Source organism: Drouetiella sp. (assembly GCF_059504425.1).
Genome location: NZ_JCACIN010000126.1, coordinates 90,996 through 108,286, shown reverse-complemented (window position 1 = coordinate 108,286; position 17,291 = coordinate 90,996). Strand labels below are relative to the sequence as shown.

At 50.3% G+C, this 17,291-nt stretch carries 12 protein-coding genes and 2 pseudogenes; 6 read left to right on the top strand and 8 right to left on the bottom strand.

Translation table 11 applies throughout. The annotated features are described in order from the left end of the window. Positions 1-52: 52 nt before the first annotated feature. The 3 genes and pseudogenes from AC5JMP_RS27850 to AC5JMP_RS27840 form a co-directional block, all read right to left on the bottom strand. Positions 53-433 (bottom strand): annotated as a pseudogene (locus tag AC5JMP_RS27850) (hydroxymethylglutaryl-CoA lyase-like TIM-barrel protein); the annotation flags it as partial. 736 nt (positions 434-1,169) lie between these two features. Then, positions 1,170-1,583: a hypothetical protein gene (locus AC5JMP_RS27845; RefSeq protein ID WP_495854755.1), complete on the bottom strand. Its 414-nt coding sequence runs from the start codon at positions 1,581-1,583 to the stop codon at positions 1,170-1,172. A gap of 34 nt (positions 1,584-1,617) precedes the next feature. Next, on the bottom strand, positions 1,618-2,445 hold the full coding sequence (locus tag AC5JMP_RS27840; protein WP_495854754.1) for an FAD-binding domain-containing protein: 828 nt from the start codon (positions 2,443-2,445) through the stop codon (positions 1,618-1,620). Between the two features lie 540 nt (positions 2,446-2,985). On the opposite strand from AC5JMP_RS27840, the pseudogene AC5JMP_RS27835 reads away from it, so the two are divergent. Further along, positions 2,986-3,360: pseudogene (locus AC5JMP_RS27835) on the top strand (hypothetical protein); the annotation flags it as partial. 285 nt (positions 3,361-3,645) lie between these two features. Here AC5JMP_RS27835 and AC5JMP_RS27830 read toward each other — a convergent pair. Together AC5JMP_RS27830 and AC5JMP_RS27825 are read right to left on the bottom strand one after the other, a co-directional pair. Continuing rightward, entirely contained in the window at positions 3,646-4,047 is a 402-nt protein-coding gene (locus tag AC5JMP_RS27830; protein WP_495854753.1) for a fasciclin domain-containing protein, read from the bottom strand. A gap of 292 nt (positions 4,048-4,339) precedes the next feature. Then, positions 4,340-5,446, bottom strand: coding sequence for a hybrid sensor histidine kinase/response regulator (locus AC5JMP_RS27825; protein WP_495854752.1), 1,107 nt, complete (start codon positions 5,444-5,446; stop codon positions 4,340-4,342). 688 nt (positions 5,447-6,134) lie between these two features. Here AC5JMP_RS27825 and AC5JMP_RS27820 point away from each other — a divergent pair. Beyond that, positions 6,135-7,058, top strand: a complete 924-nt coding sequence (locus AC5JMP_RS27820) for a LysR family transcriptional regulator (protein ID WP_495854751.1) — start codon at positions 6,135-6,137, stop codon at positions 7,056-7,058. 68 nt (positions 7,059-7,126) lie between these two features. Beyond that, a complete protein-coding gene (locus AC5JMP_RS27815; protein ID WP_495854750.1) occupies positions 7,127-8,104 on the top strand; it encodes a glycosyltransferase in 978 nt (325 codons plus the stop codon). Positions 8,105-8,123: 19 nt separating this feature from the next. On the opposite strand, the gene AC5JMP_RS27810 is transcribed toward AC5JMP_RS27815, so the two are convergent. After that, positions 8,124-8,912 carry a DUF1868 domain-containing protein gene (locus AC5JMP_RS27810; RefSeq protein ID WP_495854749.1) on the bottom strand — a complete coding sequence of 263 codons (789 nt, stop codon included), beginning with the start codon at positions 8,910-8,912 and terminating at the stop codon, positions 8,124-8,126. A 126-nt stretch (positions 8,913-9,038) separates the two neighbouring features. On the opposite strand from AC5JMP_RS27810, the gene holA reads away from it, so the two are divergent. Both holA and AC5JMP_RS27800 read left to right on the top strand, forming a co-directional pair. Continuing rightward, positions 9,039-10,025, top strand: a complete 987-nt coding sequence (gene holA, locus AC5JMP_RS27805) for a DNA polymerase III subunit delta (RefSeq protein ID WP_495854748.1) — start codon at positions 9,039-9,041, stop codon at positions 10,023-10,025. Positions 10,026-10,093: 68 nt separating this feature from the next. Next, complete coding sequence (locus AC5JMP_RS27800) at positions 10,094-11,272, top strand: LL-diaminopimelate aminotransferase (RefSeq protein ID WP_495854747.1); 1,179 nt, start codon at positions 10,094-10,096, stop codon at positions 11,270-11,272. A gap of 34 nt (positions 11,273-11,306) precedes the next feature. Here the strand turns inward: AC5JMP_RS27800 and AC5JMP_RS27795 are convergent, their stop codons facing one another. After that, entirely contained in the window at positions 11,307-12,701 is a 1,395-nt protein-coding gene (locus tag AC5JMP_RS27795; protein WP_495854746.1) for a clostripain-related cysteine peptidase, read from the bottom strand. A 493-nt stretch (positions 12,702-13,194) separates the two neighbouring features. On the opposite strand from AC5JMP_RS27795, the gene AC5JMP_RS27790 reads away from it, so the two are divergent. Beyond that, positions 13,195-14,091, top strand: a complete 897-nt coding sequence (locus AC5JMP_RS27790; protein WP_495854745.1) for a hypothetical protein — start codon at positions 13,195-13,197, stop codon at positions 14,089-14,091. A 340-nt stretch (positions 14,092-14,431) separates the two neighbouring features. Here AC5JMP_RS27790 and recD2 read toward each other — a convergent pair whose 3' ends face one another. Continuing rightward, positions 14,432-16,666: an SF1B family DNA helicase RecD2 gene (recD2, locus tag AC5JMP_RS27785; protein ID WP_495854744.1), complete on the bottom strand. Its 2,235-nt coding sequence runs from the start codon at positions 16,664-16,666 to the stop codon at positions 14,432-14,434. Positions 16,667-17,291: the final 625 nt, after the last annotated feature.

Here is a 17,291-nt window from a genome sequence, read left to right as displayed (position 1 = left end):
GACGGCTTCAAGCACCTTAAAGCAGAAGCCGGAAGATGTCAAATGGGTTCTATAAGTGAACGATCGCCCGCTTTACACCCACCAAAGAATCAAACGTACGACGAATCAAAGTTTCACGCGCAGGAGTCAAAACCTGAATAGTGACATCATCAGGGATTAAATCTTGTTCAATCAAGTGGCGAACAAAGTCGAAGTCAGTTTGTGAGGCGGAAGGAAACGCGACTTCAATTTCTTTGAACCCAATCTGCACCAGTATGCGAAACAGATGAAGCTTACGGGTAATATTCATCGGTTCAATCAACGCCTGGTTGCCATCTCTGAGGTCGGTACTCAACCAAATAGGCGGCTGGGTAATAACGTGGGACATCCAGGTGCGATCGGGTAAATCAACAGGCGCAAATGGACGATATTTAGTTGCAGGATTATTCAACACAATTGTTTTCTCCGATGTCGTTTAGGATTGTGAATCAAATTTTGAAAAGTAACGGCGATCGAATTTTTTGGAAAAATTGCTGTAGGGACTGGGCTATCAGACTGCCGTAAACTTAAATCGTGATAACCCATAGACAGTCGTAGTGATGCTGCTAGAAACAGAAAATTGAGTTCCATAAGAACCTCTGAGAGAATAGGTAAAGGATAGATCTGCAACGCTAAAAACCATGACAAAGTGGACGGCAGAACACCGACTTTTCCTTTGTCATTTCCGCTAAGAATCCGCCAAGAACAGGTCAACTGGTCGGTAGTCCTTGAGGAGTAAGGATTTTTTGTTGCGTAAACAAAGCTCACGCAGCGAAAAATCCTTACCTAAATACCACGACCAACGGGTCATGCAAGCATGAAGAGTAGAAGAGGAAAGATTGGGGTAGAAAAATTGGGGTTGGGGTAAAAAATTATTTGCGCACAAAGCGCAGTCGGGAAGCACCCGACAGCAGCAAAAATAGTTGTAGAGACTGCTTTGCGAAATTCATACGAGTACCGTAGTTCAGCACCATCATAGGGGATGATGCCTGAATGGGTCAAGACTTTTCGGAAACATTTGGCGGTTATGACCTAATGAGCTATGGCTCTAGTGGTCTGCCGATTGTTACTGACGGGTTGGGGTGGATGAGTGGATGAGAGTTTCCCATCCACTCATCCACCCCAACCCGTCAACCGTTACCTGACTAATCCTAGACCGTCAACCACGATCGCTCATGCTTTCTCCAGTAGCGAGAGAAACGGCGCGGCGAAGAATGATCCGTGACAGGAAAGATTTCTGGATAGGTTACTAAATCGATCGATTTTTGAAGTTCATTTTGCCAGCCTTTAATCATGTGATTGGGAGTTTCAGTCGTCACCACTTCACTGATTGCCAGGTCTTTTATGAGCTGCAACAGAACTGCAACCGTTTCACCCTTATAAATTTGAATGGATGGAATTTCTAATAACGCTTCATAAATAAACTGAATGCGATGTTTCGCAATATTCTGCGCCTGCAAATAAGGCGCATCAAACACATAAACTTTGGGAGCATCAGCATAGTCTTTGACCATCTGATGTTCGGGATTTAGACTATCTTCGTTAAACCAGATTAGAGAAGGCATAGGAGAGACTTAAGGCTAGATGTGCTAATGCAGACTACTGATACTGTCCAGGCGATCGCCCGCTCGGTTCCGGCATGTAAGCCCCCTCAAACAATCGTTCTGCCAACTCTTCATAAGAGTAATTAAAGGGATCGCCCTGTTTTGGATCACCCGGCAGGAGGGAACCAGCATAGCGTTCTAAATTCTCTCGATTAAAAATGTATGGCTTGGTAGAAAAAGTCGAGGCTACCCACTGCCAGGACAGATGATTGCTCGCAAAATCGCCATCAATCAGCAGACTATACATCCAGTCGGCTCCGGCTCTCCAGGACACCTTGCGGAAGTGAACGACATAGCTGGCTAAGTACATACGGGCGTGGTTATGCAGATACCCTGTCTCTTTCAGCATATGAATCAGGGTATCCATTGAGGGAATGCCCGTCGTGCCAGCGGCAATGTCTTCAGGCAGCGATCGCTGATGCTGATTCATCGGCACTTTGGGTTTCTCCATATCCTTGAGAATGCGATCGCCCTCTTCTTCATACACCAGATGGAAGAACGCCCGCCATGCCAATTCTGAAACAAACGCCTCGACCGACTTGGAGCGTGACTGTTTCAATGCCCATTGCCGCAGTTCCTCTAGCTCCAAACATCCCCGGCTGACATAGGGCGACAGCTGGCTGACTTCGCCATCCAGAAAGTTTCGCTGCTTGCCGTATTTCTCTAGCCGAAAGCTTTGCAGCCGAACCAGCCCTGCTGTTCTGCCTCCCACATGGGGTGAAAGCTCTCCCGAATCTTCTACAAAAGGAAACTCAGATTGCAGATAGGTGGCGATCGCCTCGCGGTCGGCTAACTCTAAGTCAGTGCGTAGCTGCTGCATCATGAAGAATTGTATCAATACTCTCTCATTCTATCTCCATATCGCACAGGGCGTTCTTAATCAAAATAATTCTGGGTAGTCCTTAGGAGGTAAGGATTTTTAGTGGCGTGGGCAAAGTCCGCGCCACTAAAAATCCTTACCTGAATACCACTATCTAATCTTGTTTTGCTAGAGACAGAAATTCTACAGGGAAACCACTAGGATACGTTTGTCGTAAGTTTTGTCTTAGAAAAGTACAAGGGAGGCAAAAGTCGCTGATCAAAGATTTAGAAGTTCGCAGCAAGGCAGTGCGGAAAGCCTGTAAGCTAGTCGATTTAGCTTTGCTATTCAGCACTGTCTTCCCAATAAATATTGCGATCGCTACCACGATAACTGCCTAATCTGGCAATGCCCAAGCTAGCTATTCTGCGAACGAAATCAGCATTTAATCTAATGCTTTTTACCATCTCCACCGTGCTTTGATCATGGACGGAACTTGATGAACAGAGTAGCTACATTTTCACATCGCTTTAATCTCAGATCAAGGTAAAAATAGTGATGAACATGAAGACCGCGAAACGCGCAATTACAACCGGACTGTTAGGTACGAGCCTCTTCTTTGCGGAAGCTAATTTTTCTTCAGCTCACGCAGCTCAGCAGTTTTCTTGCAACGGACAAATGAGTAATGGATGGACTTACTCCGCCGAGTATTTAGATGGGCGCTTTACCCAAATTCGCTGGCAGCGATCTGGGCAACCGCCTCAGGTATCTCGTCTTACTTTCAAGTCCAATAATGCACAAGGGCAACCTATCTATAAAGGAGGTCTATTTGCAGCTGTTACCGTGACACTGGTCGATCTCTCGCGTGGAGATGTTCAAGTAGGCTCACAAATTTCTGTAGGCGTAGAGGAGTGGGGCTGGTCTAGAGGAAACTGCGGCACTGCATCATCAGATAGTGAGAGTGAAACAGTTTCGCCTAAACTAACTATCTCAACCAGTATTTCTCCCTACGTCGATCCTAGCGTCTTCTGACCTCTGGAGCCAAAAGGTTCGACTAGCAAGCGTCTCAACATCTCCTTGAAACAGTGGTAACAGTATTTTAGATAAGGATTTTTAGCGGTATGGGCTTTGCCCATACCGCTAAAAATCCTTACCTCTTAAGGACGACCGAAACAGCTACAGAGCCTATCCTTATCAGCAGTGCTTGATGTCCTTCCATGACGCTCATCCCATCAAAATCACCGTATCGATCACATGAATAATGCCGTTATCTGCGGCAATATCGGCAGTTACAACGGTTGCGTTCTTGACCTCAAAGCCGTTTGAGCAATTAATGGGAATGGGTGAACCTTCTACTGAGGTGACCGTTCCCAGCTTTGCCAGATCTGCCTGGGTCAATCGCCCGGAAACCACATGAAATTTAAGAATTCGAGCAAGCTGAGGAATATTTTGCACCAAAGTCTGAATAGTTCCAGGCGGAAGCTTAGCAAAGGCTTCATCATTGGGAGCGAAGACGGTGAAAGGGCCTGGACTCTTCAGCGTTTCTACCAAACCTGCTGCCTGAACAGCCGTCACTAGCGTTGAGAATGCACCCGCGCTCACTGCAATATCTACAATGTCTGCCATAGCTCTAAAAATTGCTATAAATTCTACTGACTTACAGTCTAGGTTCTGAAGCCGATCGCATTGTCAGGAAAGTCATTCGATTTCTTCAGTCTCACTATAGAGATCAGCCAGGATTTGAAGCACGATCGTAGCCCTTCAAGTATGGCAACCGCCAAGGCGGTTAGGACGGGGACATTCAGGGTGGGGGCGCTTCGCTCCCTACCCTGAATGTTCTAAGCAACCAGTCCCAAGCAAAACAGTCCCAAGCAAAACAGTCCCAAGCAAACGGGCAACAGCCATAACAGACTACTGCTCATCGCTCATCATTGACTGCTAAAGGAATGGTTGCCTGAACAGTCGTCTGCTGACCCACAGCACTCTCGATCGCCAGCCCCCCTCCGTGCAACTCCAGCATTCGCTTGGCGATAATCAACCCCAACCCAGAACCTTGCTGTTCATAAAAACGGCGATCGAACTGCATGTAGGCTCCCAAACTAGCAATTTGCTCTGAAGTCATGCCGCGCCCAGAGTCGGCAATCTGCACCACAAAATTTTGCTCTGTGAGGTAGCTGCTGATCTCAACGACAGTTCCGGGCTGGGAAAACTTGAAAGCATTACCAATCAGCTCTTCCATGGTTTTTTGCAGCCTAGTGCCTGACATACGCAAATTGGCTTTTTGCAGTTTCAAGGATAGGTCTGCGGATCGATCTGCCTGAAGGGCAAGCCGAGCCGCGATTTCGGCAATTTGAGCCTCTCCCCCAAAAGTTTCTCCTGCACACAAAACCGCCCGTCGATCGGGATCATGAGCGGCAATCTCAAGCTGGGCATAGCAAAGAAAATTTTGGATTAACCGATAGAGGCGATCGGCTGAGCTATGAATTCCTTCAGCAATTTCTAGAATTTCGCTACGGCTGATCGACTCATACTCGCCCATCAAGATTTCTGAAAATAGCAGAATGCCGTTAAGAGGCGTATGGAGTTCGTGGGGCAGAAACAGAGCAATGTTGTTCCGGAGCGCTTCTAACTGCTGCTGAGATTGGGTACGGAATAGATCGTGCCGTGCAAATCGACTGGCGATCGCTTCCAACAGCTCTTCTGCGGTGCAGGGTTTGACCAAATAATCATCTGCACCTAAGTTCATGCCATGTCGCAGATCCGTCTTTGTTCCCCTAGCGGTCAAGAAAATGAATGGAATGGTTTTGACGATCGGGTTTTGCTGCAAAGTTGATAAGACATGATAGCCATCGACATCAGGCATATTCACATCACAGAGAATGAGGTCGGGTAGATACTCTTGAGCCATCTGGATACCTTTAGTGCCTAGGTCAGCGTTCATGACGCCAAACCCTTCAATTTGCAGCAAGTCAGAGATGGATTCTCGAATCATCTGCTCATCTTCAATCACCAGGATGGTTTTCATGATCTACAAAGCTTTTGAAGCTAAGGGCGGCATTGCTGGAAGCGGGATAAAATTCCTTCATTCGCAGTCCTTCTTCCTTAGGAAAAGGCAGTTCGGATGGCTTTACACCGGGAGGGTGCAGGAACATCGGTCAAGTCTATAGAGGCGGCTACTTTTCGATTAAAGAGTACGGTACTGGTATTCATGCAATGATTTTTATGGGGTGAGCTTCGCCCACCCCATAAAAATCATTGCATTTCAAGAACTACCAATAATACATTTCAAACAGCGCCCCACAGGCTAATTCTATTGAACTTACCTACAATTTATAGCAATCGCCGAGGCGGTTAGGACGGGACATTTGGGGTGGGGCGCTGCGCCCCACCCCAAATGTCCTAAACAAACTGGCGACAGCTATATCTACAAACTAAGGTGTCAAACCTGCGATATCGAATCTTTATTTGAAATCCGGCTCTAAAAAGTTCATTTCCTATAAAACTAATTTGAATGAATGCTTTTTCCTTCGGAGATAATACTGAAGTGGAAAGGCAGTTAAGCGGAAAAAGCTGAACTTTCTTCAAGCTCACATTCCCTTCAGAAAAGGGTCTAAAAGCAAGCAATATAGATTAAAATCACTGGATTCTACATCTACAATAGCCTGATATCTATATAATCTGGATGTAAGACCACCCGTTTAGGAGAACCTTCGGTGATACATGCTACCTTGCACCAGCTCAAAGTATTTGAGGCAACTGCGAGACATGGCAGCTTTACTAGAGCCGCCGAAGAGCTATTTCTAACCCAGCCCACAGTTTCAATGCAGGTGAAGCAGCTGACTAAGGCGATCGGTCTGCCGCTTTTTGAGCAGGTTGGCAAGAAGCTCTACCTCACCGATGCAGGGCGAGAGCTTTTTTCCACCTGTCAAGACATTGCTCAGCGGCTCGATCAGCTAGAGATGACGGTGGCGGATCTCAAGGGCATGAAGCAAGGCAAGCTGAAGTTGGCAGTTATCACCACCACCAAGTATTTTATGCCGCGCCTCTTGGGGCCTTTTTGTCAGCAGTATCCTGGTATTGATGTGTCGCTGGCCGTCACCAATCATGAGCGGGTCATCGATCGCCTCGCCAACAATCAAGACGATCTCTATGTCATGAGCCAGCTTCCAGACAGTTGGGATATTAAAGCGCATCCGTTTTTAGATAATTCACTGGTTGTCGTTGCGCCCAGCACCCATCCTCTAGCCAGCGAAAAGCAGATTCCCTTGAAGCGGCTGACCGAAGAAATATTTATCATGCGAGAGCCAGGATCGGGCACAAGGGGCGCATTTCAAAGTTTGCTAGATGCCCATCATCTGACGGTGAAAGTGCGGCTAGAACTGGGCAGCAATGAGGCGATTAAACAGGCGATCGCTGGAGGTCTAGGGCTATCTGTCCTATCGCGCCACACGCTGATGCTGGATGGCTCTACCAATGAACTCACTATCCTGGACGTTGAGGGCTTCCCGATTCAGCGACAGTGGTATGTCGTTTATTTAGCAGGTAAGCAGCTTTCGGTGGTGGCAAGCACTTTCTTGGAATATCTTAAGGCAGCAGCGCCTACCGTGTCTGGGAGCTTTATGAGTCTGCCAGGGTAGAAGCCAGGGCAGGGTGAGAAGCCAGGTGTCAGGAGTCAGGTGTCAGGAGTCAGGAGGCAAAGCAGGAAATGCCGCAGATTAGCGTGGTTATTCCGACTTACAACTGCGATCGCTATCTTGCTCAGGCGATCGAGAGTGCGCTGAGTCAGAGTCTTTCCGCTTGCGAAGTGATTGTGATTGACGACGGCTCAACGGATGCCACCTCAGAGGTTTTGCGACATTACAAGCCTCAAATCCGGTCAGTGCGCCAAGTGAATCAGGGAGTGGCGATCGCCCGCAATCACGGCATTAATCTAGCTCAGGGCAAGTGGGTGGCATTTCTGGATGCGGATGATTTTCTGTTCCCCGATGCGCTGATGGCAAGGGGGGCGATCGCGGAGTCTAGCTTGAAATCTCACCCCAATCTGGGCATTGTTCATAGCGGCTGGCAGCGGGTGAATGCTGAGGGAGAAGCTCTGATGGCAGTAGAACCCTGGCAGCAAGTCCCTCAGCTCAATTTGGAAAGCTGGCTGCGCTGGAAGCCTGTCTTGCCCAGTGCCATGCTGTTTCGGCACGATTGGCTGGTGCGATCGGGCGGTTTCGATCCTCGGTTTCCCCCGGCAGAAGATACTGAGCTAGTGCTGCGGCTATCGCAGATGGGCTGTGAGGCAGTGTGGCTGAAGCAAATGACCGTCAGCTATCGTCAGCATCAAGACAGCGTCATGCACAAAGGTTTGCCCCAGGCGCGATCGCTGTCTGCTGTCATCGACCATTTTTTTGCCCAGCCCGATCTGCCCGAAAGCATTCGCTGGCTGGAGCCACAGGTGCGCTACAACACGCTGATCTGGATCGCCTGGTACTTGCACTACACGGGACACCGTACCGAAATGGCAGAGTATCTGCGCCGATCGCGCGCCCATTCCAATCACTCGCTGATAGAGGCGATCGTGCACTGGGCAGACAGCTTTACGGCATTTTCGAGGAACTGGGGCAGCGAATTTGATCCGGTAAAACTGGCGCGATCGGCAGAGTGGCAAGGGTTGGTGAGCGCAATGGGCGATCGGTAAAACTCAAAACTCTCCTAACTCAAAACTCCAAAGTTGCCCAGTCTGGCTCTCGGTAGTAGCGGGTCATGTCGTCGAATTTGCGTAGCTCGGCGCGATACAGCCCTACATCATGCATCTCGTCAGACTCTAGCCACTGGTTGTTTAGCTCGATCAGAGCTTTGCTGAGGCGATCGCCATCTGCACCGTTGGTTGCCTCGCTGAAATAGCCCAGAGTAATGTGAGCCGTAAAGTTGTATTGCTGCTCTACGCCGAGGGCAATCAGATCAGAATTTTGGTAAAGGGTGCGCCGGAGCTGAATGACGCGATCGTAGGAGTCTTGTTCTCTAGGAACCAGGCAAACGCCCAGCGCGCGCGTTCGGAGGAATAGCCCAATAATCTGCCAGTAGATAGGCTTCTCACCTTGGACAGAAGCCTCGCTCTTGAGGAAGCTCTCTGCAACACAGTCGTTGAGCCGTTCTTCAAAAGCGGGATCTTCCTGAGCATGATCGAAGGCACTTGCCCAGATCAGATCGGCTAACGTGAAGTGAAAGCTTTCTGCCGGAACAGGAATCAGCAAGTTTGGCTCTAGCTTGTCCAAGATCTGCTGTTGATATTGATGAAGATGGGTGTAGACTGCCCCGTTTTGACTATCATCTGCCCAAGGGGGAGTAATGACGGTGTAGCCTGGAAAGGCAGCGGGTTGAATGGTGCCGTCTGGCTGCTGCTCAAACTTGGGAGAGGGCTGGATGTACTGTACCTGGGACTGAAAGGTTTCAGGCAGCGTTGCCCGCACCACTCGGTTTACATAGACTTGATAGTTGTCGTCCAATCTTGCCTGCCTTCTGTTCCAACTGTAGGAAGATCTAACTGAGCGTGAAATCTTGCGGGATCACTTGGGAGATCAAAATGCAAGTTCCCAATTTAATTTAACGGTAATTTACCCTATTGTTCTGCTATGTCAGTGTATCTATTTTGGGGAGATGATGATTTTGCGCTCGATCGAGCCGTGAAAGACCTGCGCGATCGCACCCTTGATCCTGACTGGGCAAGCTTCAACTACGATAAGCTGCCGCCTGACGCATCTGATGCAGTTGTGCAGGGCATTAACCTGGCTCTGACTCCTCCCTTTGGTGCGGGGCAGCGGCTGGTGTGGCTAGCCGATACGACCCTCTGCCAGCGCTGCTCTGAAGAATTGCTCAGCGAGCTAGAGCGATCGCTCCCCACTCTGCCTGATACCACCGTACTGCTGCTAACCACATCCAGCAAGCCCGATGGTCGGATAAAATCCACCAAGCTGCTACAAAAACACGCCGAAATCCGCGAGTTTACCAACATTCCGCCCTGGAAAATGGATTTACTAGCCCAGCAAGTCCGGCGAGCTGCTCAAGACATGGGCGTGAAGCTAACGAGCGGAGCTGTGCAGCTTTTGGCGGAGTCCGTGGGCAACAACTCACGGCAGCTTTTTATGGAGCTAGAGAAGTTGAGGCTGTACGGCGGCGACAATGCTCAGCCTTTGGGTGAAGCTGCCGTGACGACGCTAGTGACGACCTCGACTCAAAACAGCCTTCAGCTTGCGGCTGCTATTCGTCAGGGCGACACGGGGCGATCGCTGACTCTCATCACCGATCTAATTCGCCAGAACGAATCGCCGCTGAGAATTGTTGCCGTGCTGGTGGGACAGTTTCGCACCTGGCTATGGGTAAAGCTGATGCTGGAGGCAGGCGAACGGGACGAGCGAGAAATTGCCCAAGCCGCCGAAATTAGCAACCCTAAGCGGATATATTTTCTTCAACAAGAGGTAAAGCCGCTATCGTTGCTCAGCCTTCAGCAAACCCTGCCCTTGCTGCTAGAGCTGGAGTTTGGGCTAAAGACAGGCGCAGAACCTCTGGCATTGCTGCAAACCAAGGCGATCGAGCTGTGTCAACTCTACAGGAGAGTTTAGATTCAAGCCCTCTTCCCCGCGTCACACACTAAAATCGTAGGGTTGTCACCTGAGATTTTTTGCCTGCCATGTCTGCTAGATTTCAACTTGCCGATCGCCTGGAGCCACTCCGATCGAATGTTTTTGCCGACATGGACAGGGCAAAGGCTAGAGCTAGAGCTGCCGGGTTGGAAATTATTGATTTATCGTTGGGTTCTTCTGATTTGCCTGCGCCTGATGCGGTGCTGGAGGCGATCGGTCAATCCCTATCAGACTCCAGCACCCACGGCTATCTGCTGTTTCATGGCACCCAGGCGTTTCGGCAGGCGGCGGCACAGTGGTATGAGCGCAAGTTTGGCATAGCGGTTAATCCGGAAACTGAGGTTTTGCAGCTGATTGGCTCTCAAGAAGGCACGGGTCATCTGCCGCTGGCGGTACTCAATCCAGGGGATTTTGCCCTGCTGCAAGATCCGGGCTATCCTTCCCATGCAGGTGGCGTTTATCTAGCAGGTGGGCAAGTGTACACCATGCCTCTACGGGCAGATAATCATTTCCTGCCTGTGTTTGCCGAAATTCCTGCTGCGGTGCTGGCGCAGGCTCGGCTCATGGTGCTGAGCTATCCTCACAACCCCACAACGGCAACGGCATCTCTGGCGTTTTTTCAGGAAGCGGTTGCTTTCTGTCAGCAGCATCAGCTGGTACTGGCGCATGATTTTCCCTACCCGGATATGGTGTTTGATGCCACAGATATACCGCCCTCGGTGCTGCAAGCTGATCCGGATAAAACGGTGTCGATCGAATTTTTCACGATGTCTAAGTCTTACAACATGGGCGGCTTTCGGGTCGGCTATGCCATCGGCAACGCGGAGATTATCAGCGCCCTGCGGCGAGTGAAGGCGGCGATCGATTTCAATCAGTATTTGGGCATTTTGAATGGAGCGATCGTCGCTTTATCGGGCGCACAGGACAGTATCAGAGTCTCTGTAGACACCTTTCGTCAGCGCCGGGACGTATTTGTGGCGGCGCTGCACCAGATCGGCTGGCAGGTGGCTCTACCCAATATTGCTCTGTATGTGTGGGCAAAGCTGCCGGAGCGCTGGTCAGAGAATTCGATCGGCTTTTGTCAGGCGCTGGTGGAAAAAACGGGCGTGGCCGCATCTCCGGGAGCTGGGTTTGGTAAGTTTGGCGAGGGCTATGTGCGGTTTGCCTTGGTGCATCCACCAACCGTGCTAGAAGAGGCGGTGAGACGCATTGCCCAAGTTCTATAGCGTTGCTTGCTTAGAGTCTATCAAAGCTAAGGGTTTACCAAAATGCCCCATTGACGAATTCGCCCCAGAGCGTGTTGATTGCAGCGCTGTAGTTGATGGTGTAATTGGCTTTTTGGGAGGCTCCGCGATCGGGGAGATAGAGCGATAGCCCTGTGCTGCGATTGGCGATCGCCGTGTAGTTTTGAATCACGGTGCTGCTATGGGCATTCAGGACAACCTGAGCCGCCGATTGCAGTGCGGCAGAAACTCCTGGGCTGCTGACGAAACCGCTAAACAATCTGCCCACATCACAGAAGTTATTCGAGTCGTGGTCTGTGTCAAAAACGTTGGCTAAACTATCGCGCCAGAAGTCCAGCGTGTCCAGATCGCTGCGGGTGGCGCTGGTGGTCAGCGCTGTGGCAAAGCTGCCGATCGCATGGGTGAAGCTAGAGGAATTACTGTTTCTCAAAGCCGTTAGGTCAATTGCCGAGAGCGTTTCGTTGCCTCTGGAATAAGTTTGACCATAGCGAGTCACCACGGAAGAACCGAGCTGTGCTGCCGTCATGGCTGGGTTAGCCTTCAAGTCTTGCAGCACGGGCGTATAGTTCCAGCCTGAGCCGGGTTCCAACTCCTGAGAACCGACGAAAACGGAGGCATGATCAGCAATTTGAGTGGCAAATTCCGTTGTGCTCATGAGGCAAGCATCGGCGCCCACCATGTCAACCTTGGCGGGAAGTCCGCCTAAGACGCTGTTGAGTTCGCCGCCGCTCATGCCGTCACCTGTGGCATCGTCATAGGACACGTTGTATCCGCTGCCATGTCCCCACATGACTAGCGCGTAGCGATTGGCTTTGTAGGTGCTGGTGCCCCAGTTGACAAAGTTTTTTAAGGTGTTGGCACTGCCCATATTGACTTCACCGACGCTAGTGCCCCAGTTGGCACTTGGCTTACCCCCTTTTTGCACCAATCCACGGCGGGTGTCTGTCCAGTTGCCATAGGAAGAGTCATAGCCAGCGGTGCGATCGAGCTGCACCACAATATTGACTTTGCCGTCTGAGCCAGCTGCCGCCAGCTCCAAGAAATCTTGAATGGCGTACTTCTCAAGATTGTTGCCTGCCATATAAACCATCACCGTCCATTCGGCAGTCGCGTTTTGCCCTGCGTTTCGGAAAGGAGTCGATCGCTTTCGCCGCTGTTTTTTAGCGGGACTGGTGCGTGCGCGATCGCTTTTTGTCTGAACAGTTTGCCCAGTCGAGGAGGATTTCGATTGCAGACTGGACGGATGAGCAGATTTATGGAGAGATAATGTATCAAATGAACTCAGCAGATTGCCAGACTGTCGAGAGAATGAAGGTCGAGAGGATGAAGCCGGATGAAAACCTTGAGTTTGGGAGCGATGAACCTGAGAGCGATCGGCAGATGAGGGTGTCCATGGCGGTTGCGTCGTCATGAGAATTTCTCTCCGATTTTCGCTAAGGGTAATTACGGATAATTGTAGCAGCCTGGATATTACTCACACAAAATTTACTAGATTTTACGGAGGATATTTCATATTTAAGGTGACGAAGTCGCCGTCAAAAATCTGACAAGCCATGGTCGACTTCTAAACAGCAAGCCTTAATAAATTAAGGTAGAGCGCCGACTTGGAACTCCTGGAAGTACGGCTCTAAGTGCTTCCATCCTTAGCTTTATGGCAATCTCCACAGCTTTAGGCAACAGCTAAAAACTGCAAAAAGAAGTATTTATCAGGGTGCAAGGATTTTTGGTATAAAAATATGCTTTTAGGCTGACTTCACTGTAGGAAGTTGAGCTTTCCAACCTAGCAACTTATGCCTGATCTATAAGAACTCTGAAGTGAAGAAAACCGTTGAATTACGGATGGGGTAACTCTCTAATTCTATGTATATTTTATTGCAGAGTAATAGGATATTATCTGAAAATCTATGCGTAACTCTCTCTATAAGCACGGCTGGGCTGCTCAGGTGCTTTCTGCTACTTTAACGATCGCAGGATTAGCGACATTTTCAGCTATTTTTGCATCGGCACAAGCCGCATCTTTGACGTTTGATACGCAGGCTTTTACAGAGATTCCTGCCAGCACTAAAATCACGCTAGATGATCAGTCGGCTGGTTTAGGTAAGATCCTCTTTAAAGCAGATGTATCAGGTATTGCTGATCTACGAGGTCTGTTTTTTAATGTCAGTGATGATTCACTTTTAGCAGGATTGCAAGTCAGTAGTCTGCAATATCTTGATGCCTCCGGTAAGACTATCAGTGTCGCCGACCAGAATATTGCTTATTCTTTTGGGGCTAGTAGTATTACCAGTGTGGGCAGCAAGAGCAACACCATGCGAGGAGATGGAAATTCTCATGTTTTTGATGCTGGCGTGGAAATTGGCAAGGAGGGAATTGGCAAAGGAGATGACTTCCGCTCTGCTTGGTTTACTCTCTCGCTATCAGATTCCTTCTTAAAAACTGAAGCGGGGGCTAAGTTTCAAGATGGGCTACAGTTGAGCTATTTCTCAAATCAAGACTTTGGCGTGCGTTTAATGAGCGTAGGTGCCGATCGCCGTGACAGCAGCAAGCTTGCAGGTACTTCCCCAATACTTTCTCCTACCAATCCTACTCCCATCGTCACGCCTCCTGCGCCTGATCCTGCGCCCGTAGTCGTTGCACCACCCGTCCTAAACTTGCCCCCTGTTGCGATTGTGCCTCCTACTCCTGAATCGCCAGAGCCGACTAGAGTTCCTGAGCCTGGAACAGCAACGGCACTGGCAATTGTTGCCATAGGGTGTTTCAAGCTGCTAAAACGCCAGCAGTCTGCTCAAAGCCAAATTTAACCAAATTTTCCTAATGGAAGCACGGGCGATCGTTCACTTGAGAGGTGATGAACGATCGCTTTTCTTGTGGTTAGGTTATCCATCTCGTACCGATTTAAACGATATTTGTGGGCACATCGAACCTCAGAAGGGGCTTAGCATTGCCAAGCCCGTACCGGGATCTGTCGTGGTTCCAATTCAAATTGGCATCACTAGATCGCAAATTAGGGTTTTGTGGCGCGCGCCACAAAACCCTAAAAGCTGGATTTCAAAGGCGCTCTGCGCCTTTGAAATCCAGCTTTTAGAAAAATTAGGAGGACTTTGCGACCTACTGAGGACATTTGGGGTGGCACATTCCTCTCTAATCCTGCTGAAGTCGCTGTGCTAAAAGCGTATAGCGCTGCTGATCTCTGATTTGACGAATGGCAAGGGCGATCGCTTTCTGGGGCGCAACCAAAATGGCTAGCTTGCGGGCGCGAGTCAGCCCGGTGTAAAGCAAATTGCGGCTGAGCATCAGGTAGTGCTGCATGTAGAGCGGCAAGATCACCACCGGATACTCGCTGCCCTGGGATTTGTGGATGCTGACTGACCAAGCCAGGGTAATTTCATTAATGTCGGCAGAGTCGTAGGTGACAAGGCGATCGCTAAACTGCACCTGAATCGACTGTTCTTCTGGATCGATCGCTTCAATCACGCCCATGTCACCGTTAAATACTTCGCGGTTATAGTCGTTGACTTGCTGAATGATGCGATCGCCCATCCGCAGCGTCATGCCGCCGCGCGTCAGCTCTGATTTAGCGTAGCTGGCAGGATTGATTAATTCCTGCATGACTTTGTTGAGGTTGCGGGTGCCGACTACGCCGCGCGTCATGGGGCACAGCACCTGTACGTCACGGGACGGCTCAAAGCCGAGACTCGGAATCAGATCGGTGATCAAATCTCGAATTGCCTGTACGCCCTGCTCCGGTTCGGGAGCAGCTAGCCAGAGACAATCTGACTGCGGCTGATTTGAGACGGGTTCTAACGCCGGAAACTGCCCATGATTAATCCGGTGGGCATTGCTGACAATCTGGCTGGTCTGTGCCTGTCGAAAGACCTCCGTGAGTCGTACTACCGGAATCCGGTTGGAGTGAATCAGATCAGCCAGCACATTTCCGGCTCCAACGCTGGGCAATTGGTCAATGTCGCCCACTAGCAAAAGCTGAGCATCCAGCGGCACTGCCTTGATCAAAGAATTTGCCAGAAACAAATCCAGCATGGAGGCTTCATCGACGACGATCGCCTCCACGGGCAGAACATTCTCGCCATCGCGCTTGAATTTGAAATTGCTGGGGTCAAACTCCAGCAGCCGATGGATGGTTTTTGCCTCCTGCCCAGTCATTTCGCTGAGGCGCTGGGCGGCGCGTCCGGTGGGGGAAGCCAGAGCGATCGCCTTGCCCATTGCCTTCCAAAGCGCGACGATCGTTCTCGTACAGAAAGTCTTGCCCGTGCCGGGGCCACCCGTCAGCACCATCACCCGATGCTGAGCCGCCATTTCTACCGCCTGTCGCTGCTGAGCAGAAAGCTGAAGTCCGGTTTTCTCGGTGAAGCGATCGATCCAGCGCTGCACTCGCTCCAAATCGATGGTCACAGGTTCACTCAGCAGGTAGAGCAGCCGTTCCGCCAGCTTGAATTCTGCGCCATAGAAAGGTGGACTGTAGCAAATGACCTGCTCTTCCAGTTCACCTACGCCCATCTGCACCACCAGCTCACCATCCTTTGCCATGGTCAAAATCAGGGCTGAGATTTGCGCTAAGTCAGGCTGATGGTCAGCAACGGTGAGGCGGTTGACGGTGCGATCGCTCAGTTCAGCCTGGGGCAAAAAGCAGTGCCCTTCTTCGGCGGCTTCGCTGAGCACATGCAGAATGCCGCAGCGGTAGCGAAACTCGGAGCTAGGATCAATGCCTACCTTACGGGCGATCGCGTCGGCAATCACAAAGCCAATACCGTAGATATCGGTGGCTAACTGGTAAGGATTCTTTGTGACGATGGCGATCGAATCATCCCCATACTGTTTGTAAATCTTGACGGCATAGGTGGTAGACACGCCGTGCCCTTGCAGAAATAGCATCACCTCTTTGATGGCTTTCTGCGCTGCCCAGGCTTCCTGGATCATCTTCACCCGCTTCTGGGCAATGCCGGGAACCTCGCTCAGTCGCTCAATCTGGTTTTCAATAATGTCCAGCGTCTCTAGCCCGAAGTGCGCCACAATCCGCTTCGCCGTAACGCCACCTACGCCTTTAATTAATCCGCTGCCCAAATATTTTTCTAGTCCGGTCAGCGTTGCGGGCTTGGTTTCCCGGTACTGCGTCACCTGAAACTGCTGTCCGTATTTGGGATGATCGCGCCAGATGCCCTCAAGCTGAAGCGTTTGCCCCGCCTGAATGTTGGCAAAATTACCGACGATCGTGATTAATTCACTCGTGCGAGGAGCCTTCACCCGCGCCACCGTGTAGCCCGTCTCCTCAGAGTGAAAGGTCAGCCGCTCAATCACGCCTTGCAGCGATTCGGTAGGAGGTGAAGCAGGGGTACCGTAGGAAGGGGAGGAATCAGACACGGGGGCGATCGGCAGGGTCTTACTCTAGTTTGCCACTCTAGTTTGCCAATAAGTTGGGGCGATCGAGCGCGAAGCGCTATGGCATCAATGGCTGCCCCACCCAAACCTTTGGGTATCTCTCCAGGACGCGCCAAAGGCACTGGCTAGGACGGTGAAGAGTCAAGGAGCAACGGTGGAGTTAAAAGCCTGACGGTTTGACCTTGGAGGGCGAGCGATCAAGCTCGGAGCTGAGATGTCGGAGCAATTTGCTCGATGTTCTGAGTTCTAAGCTTAGTTTTTGGAGTAAATAAGGTTGGAGTTTCGCGATCGGAGGTCGGAGTTTTGAAGTGGATCCCGAAAAATAGACAAGTAGCTAAGCTTTGAATACTCCTAAACTTGGAGTAAAAATCATGGCAAATAAACGTAAACAGTATAGCGCTGAGTTCAAAGCAAAGGTGGCGATCGTCATAGGGCTTCGCCCCGCCAAAGGCGTACAATTTAGGTCGAAAGGTCATGGGGTTGTGTCTCAGGTGATTAGTTCATTAGATCTTGTTTTGACCTTTGACACAAACTATTTTACATACCCTCCCACTCTCGTAACTAAAAAAGCTGGCGATCGCTCCCGCTTCTCTAAACTTACTAATTC

What these genes read in the sequence shown, in the direction of transcription:
- AC5JMP_RS27845 (WP_495854755.1), bottom strand. Translation starts at nt 1,583, where the DNA reads ATGCCTTCTCTAATCTGGTTTAACGAAGATAGTCTAAATCCCGAACAT.
- AC5JMP_RS27840 (WP_495854754.1), bottom strand. Translation starts at nt 2,445, where the DNA reads ATGATGCAGCAGCTACGCACTGACTTAGAGTTAGCCGACCGCGAGGCG.
- AC5JMP_RS27830 (WP_495854753.1), bottom strand. Translation starts at nt 4,047, where the DNA reads ATGGCAGACATTGTAGATATTGCAGTGAGCGCGGGTGCATTCTCAACG.
- AC5JMP_RS27825 (WP_495854752.1), bottom strand. Translation starts at nt 5,446, where the DNA reads ATGAAAACCATCCTGGTGATTGAAGATGAGCAGATGATTCGAGAATCC.
- AC5JMP_RS27815 (WP_495854750.1), top strand. Translation starts at nt 7,127, where the DNA reads ATGCCGCAGATTAGCGTGGTTATTCCGACTTACAACTGCGATCGCTAT.
- holA (WP_495854748.1), top strand. Translation starts at nt 9,039, where the DNA reads ATGTCAGTGTATCTATTTTGGGGAGATGATGATTTTGCGCTCGATCGA.
- AC5JMP_RS27800 (WP_495854747.1), top strand. Translation starts at nt 10,094, where the DNA reads ATGTCTGCTAGATTTCAACTTGCCGATCGCCTGGAGCCACTCCGATCG.
- AC5JMP_RS27795 (WP_495854746.1), bottom strand. Translation starts at nt 12,701, where the DNA reads ATGACGACGCAACCGCCATGGACACCCTCATCTGCCGATCGCTCTCAG.
- AC5JMP_RS27790 (WP_495854745.1), top strand. Translation starts at nt 13,195, where the DNA reads ATGCGTAACTCTCTCTATAAGCACGGCTGGGCTGCTCAGGTGCTTTCT.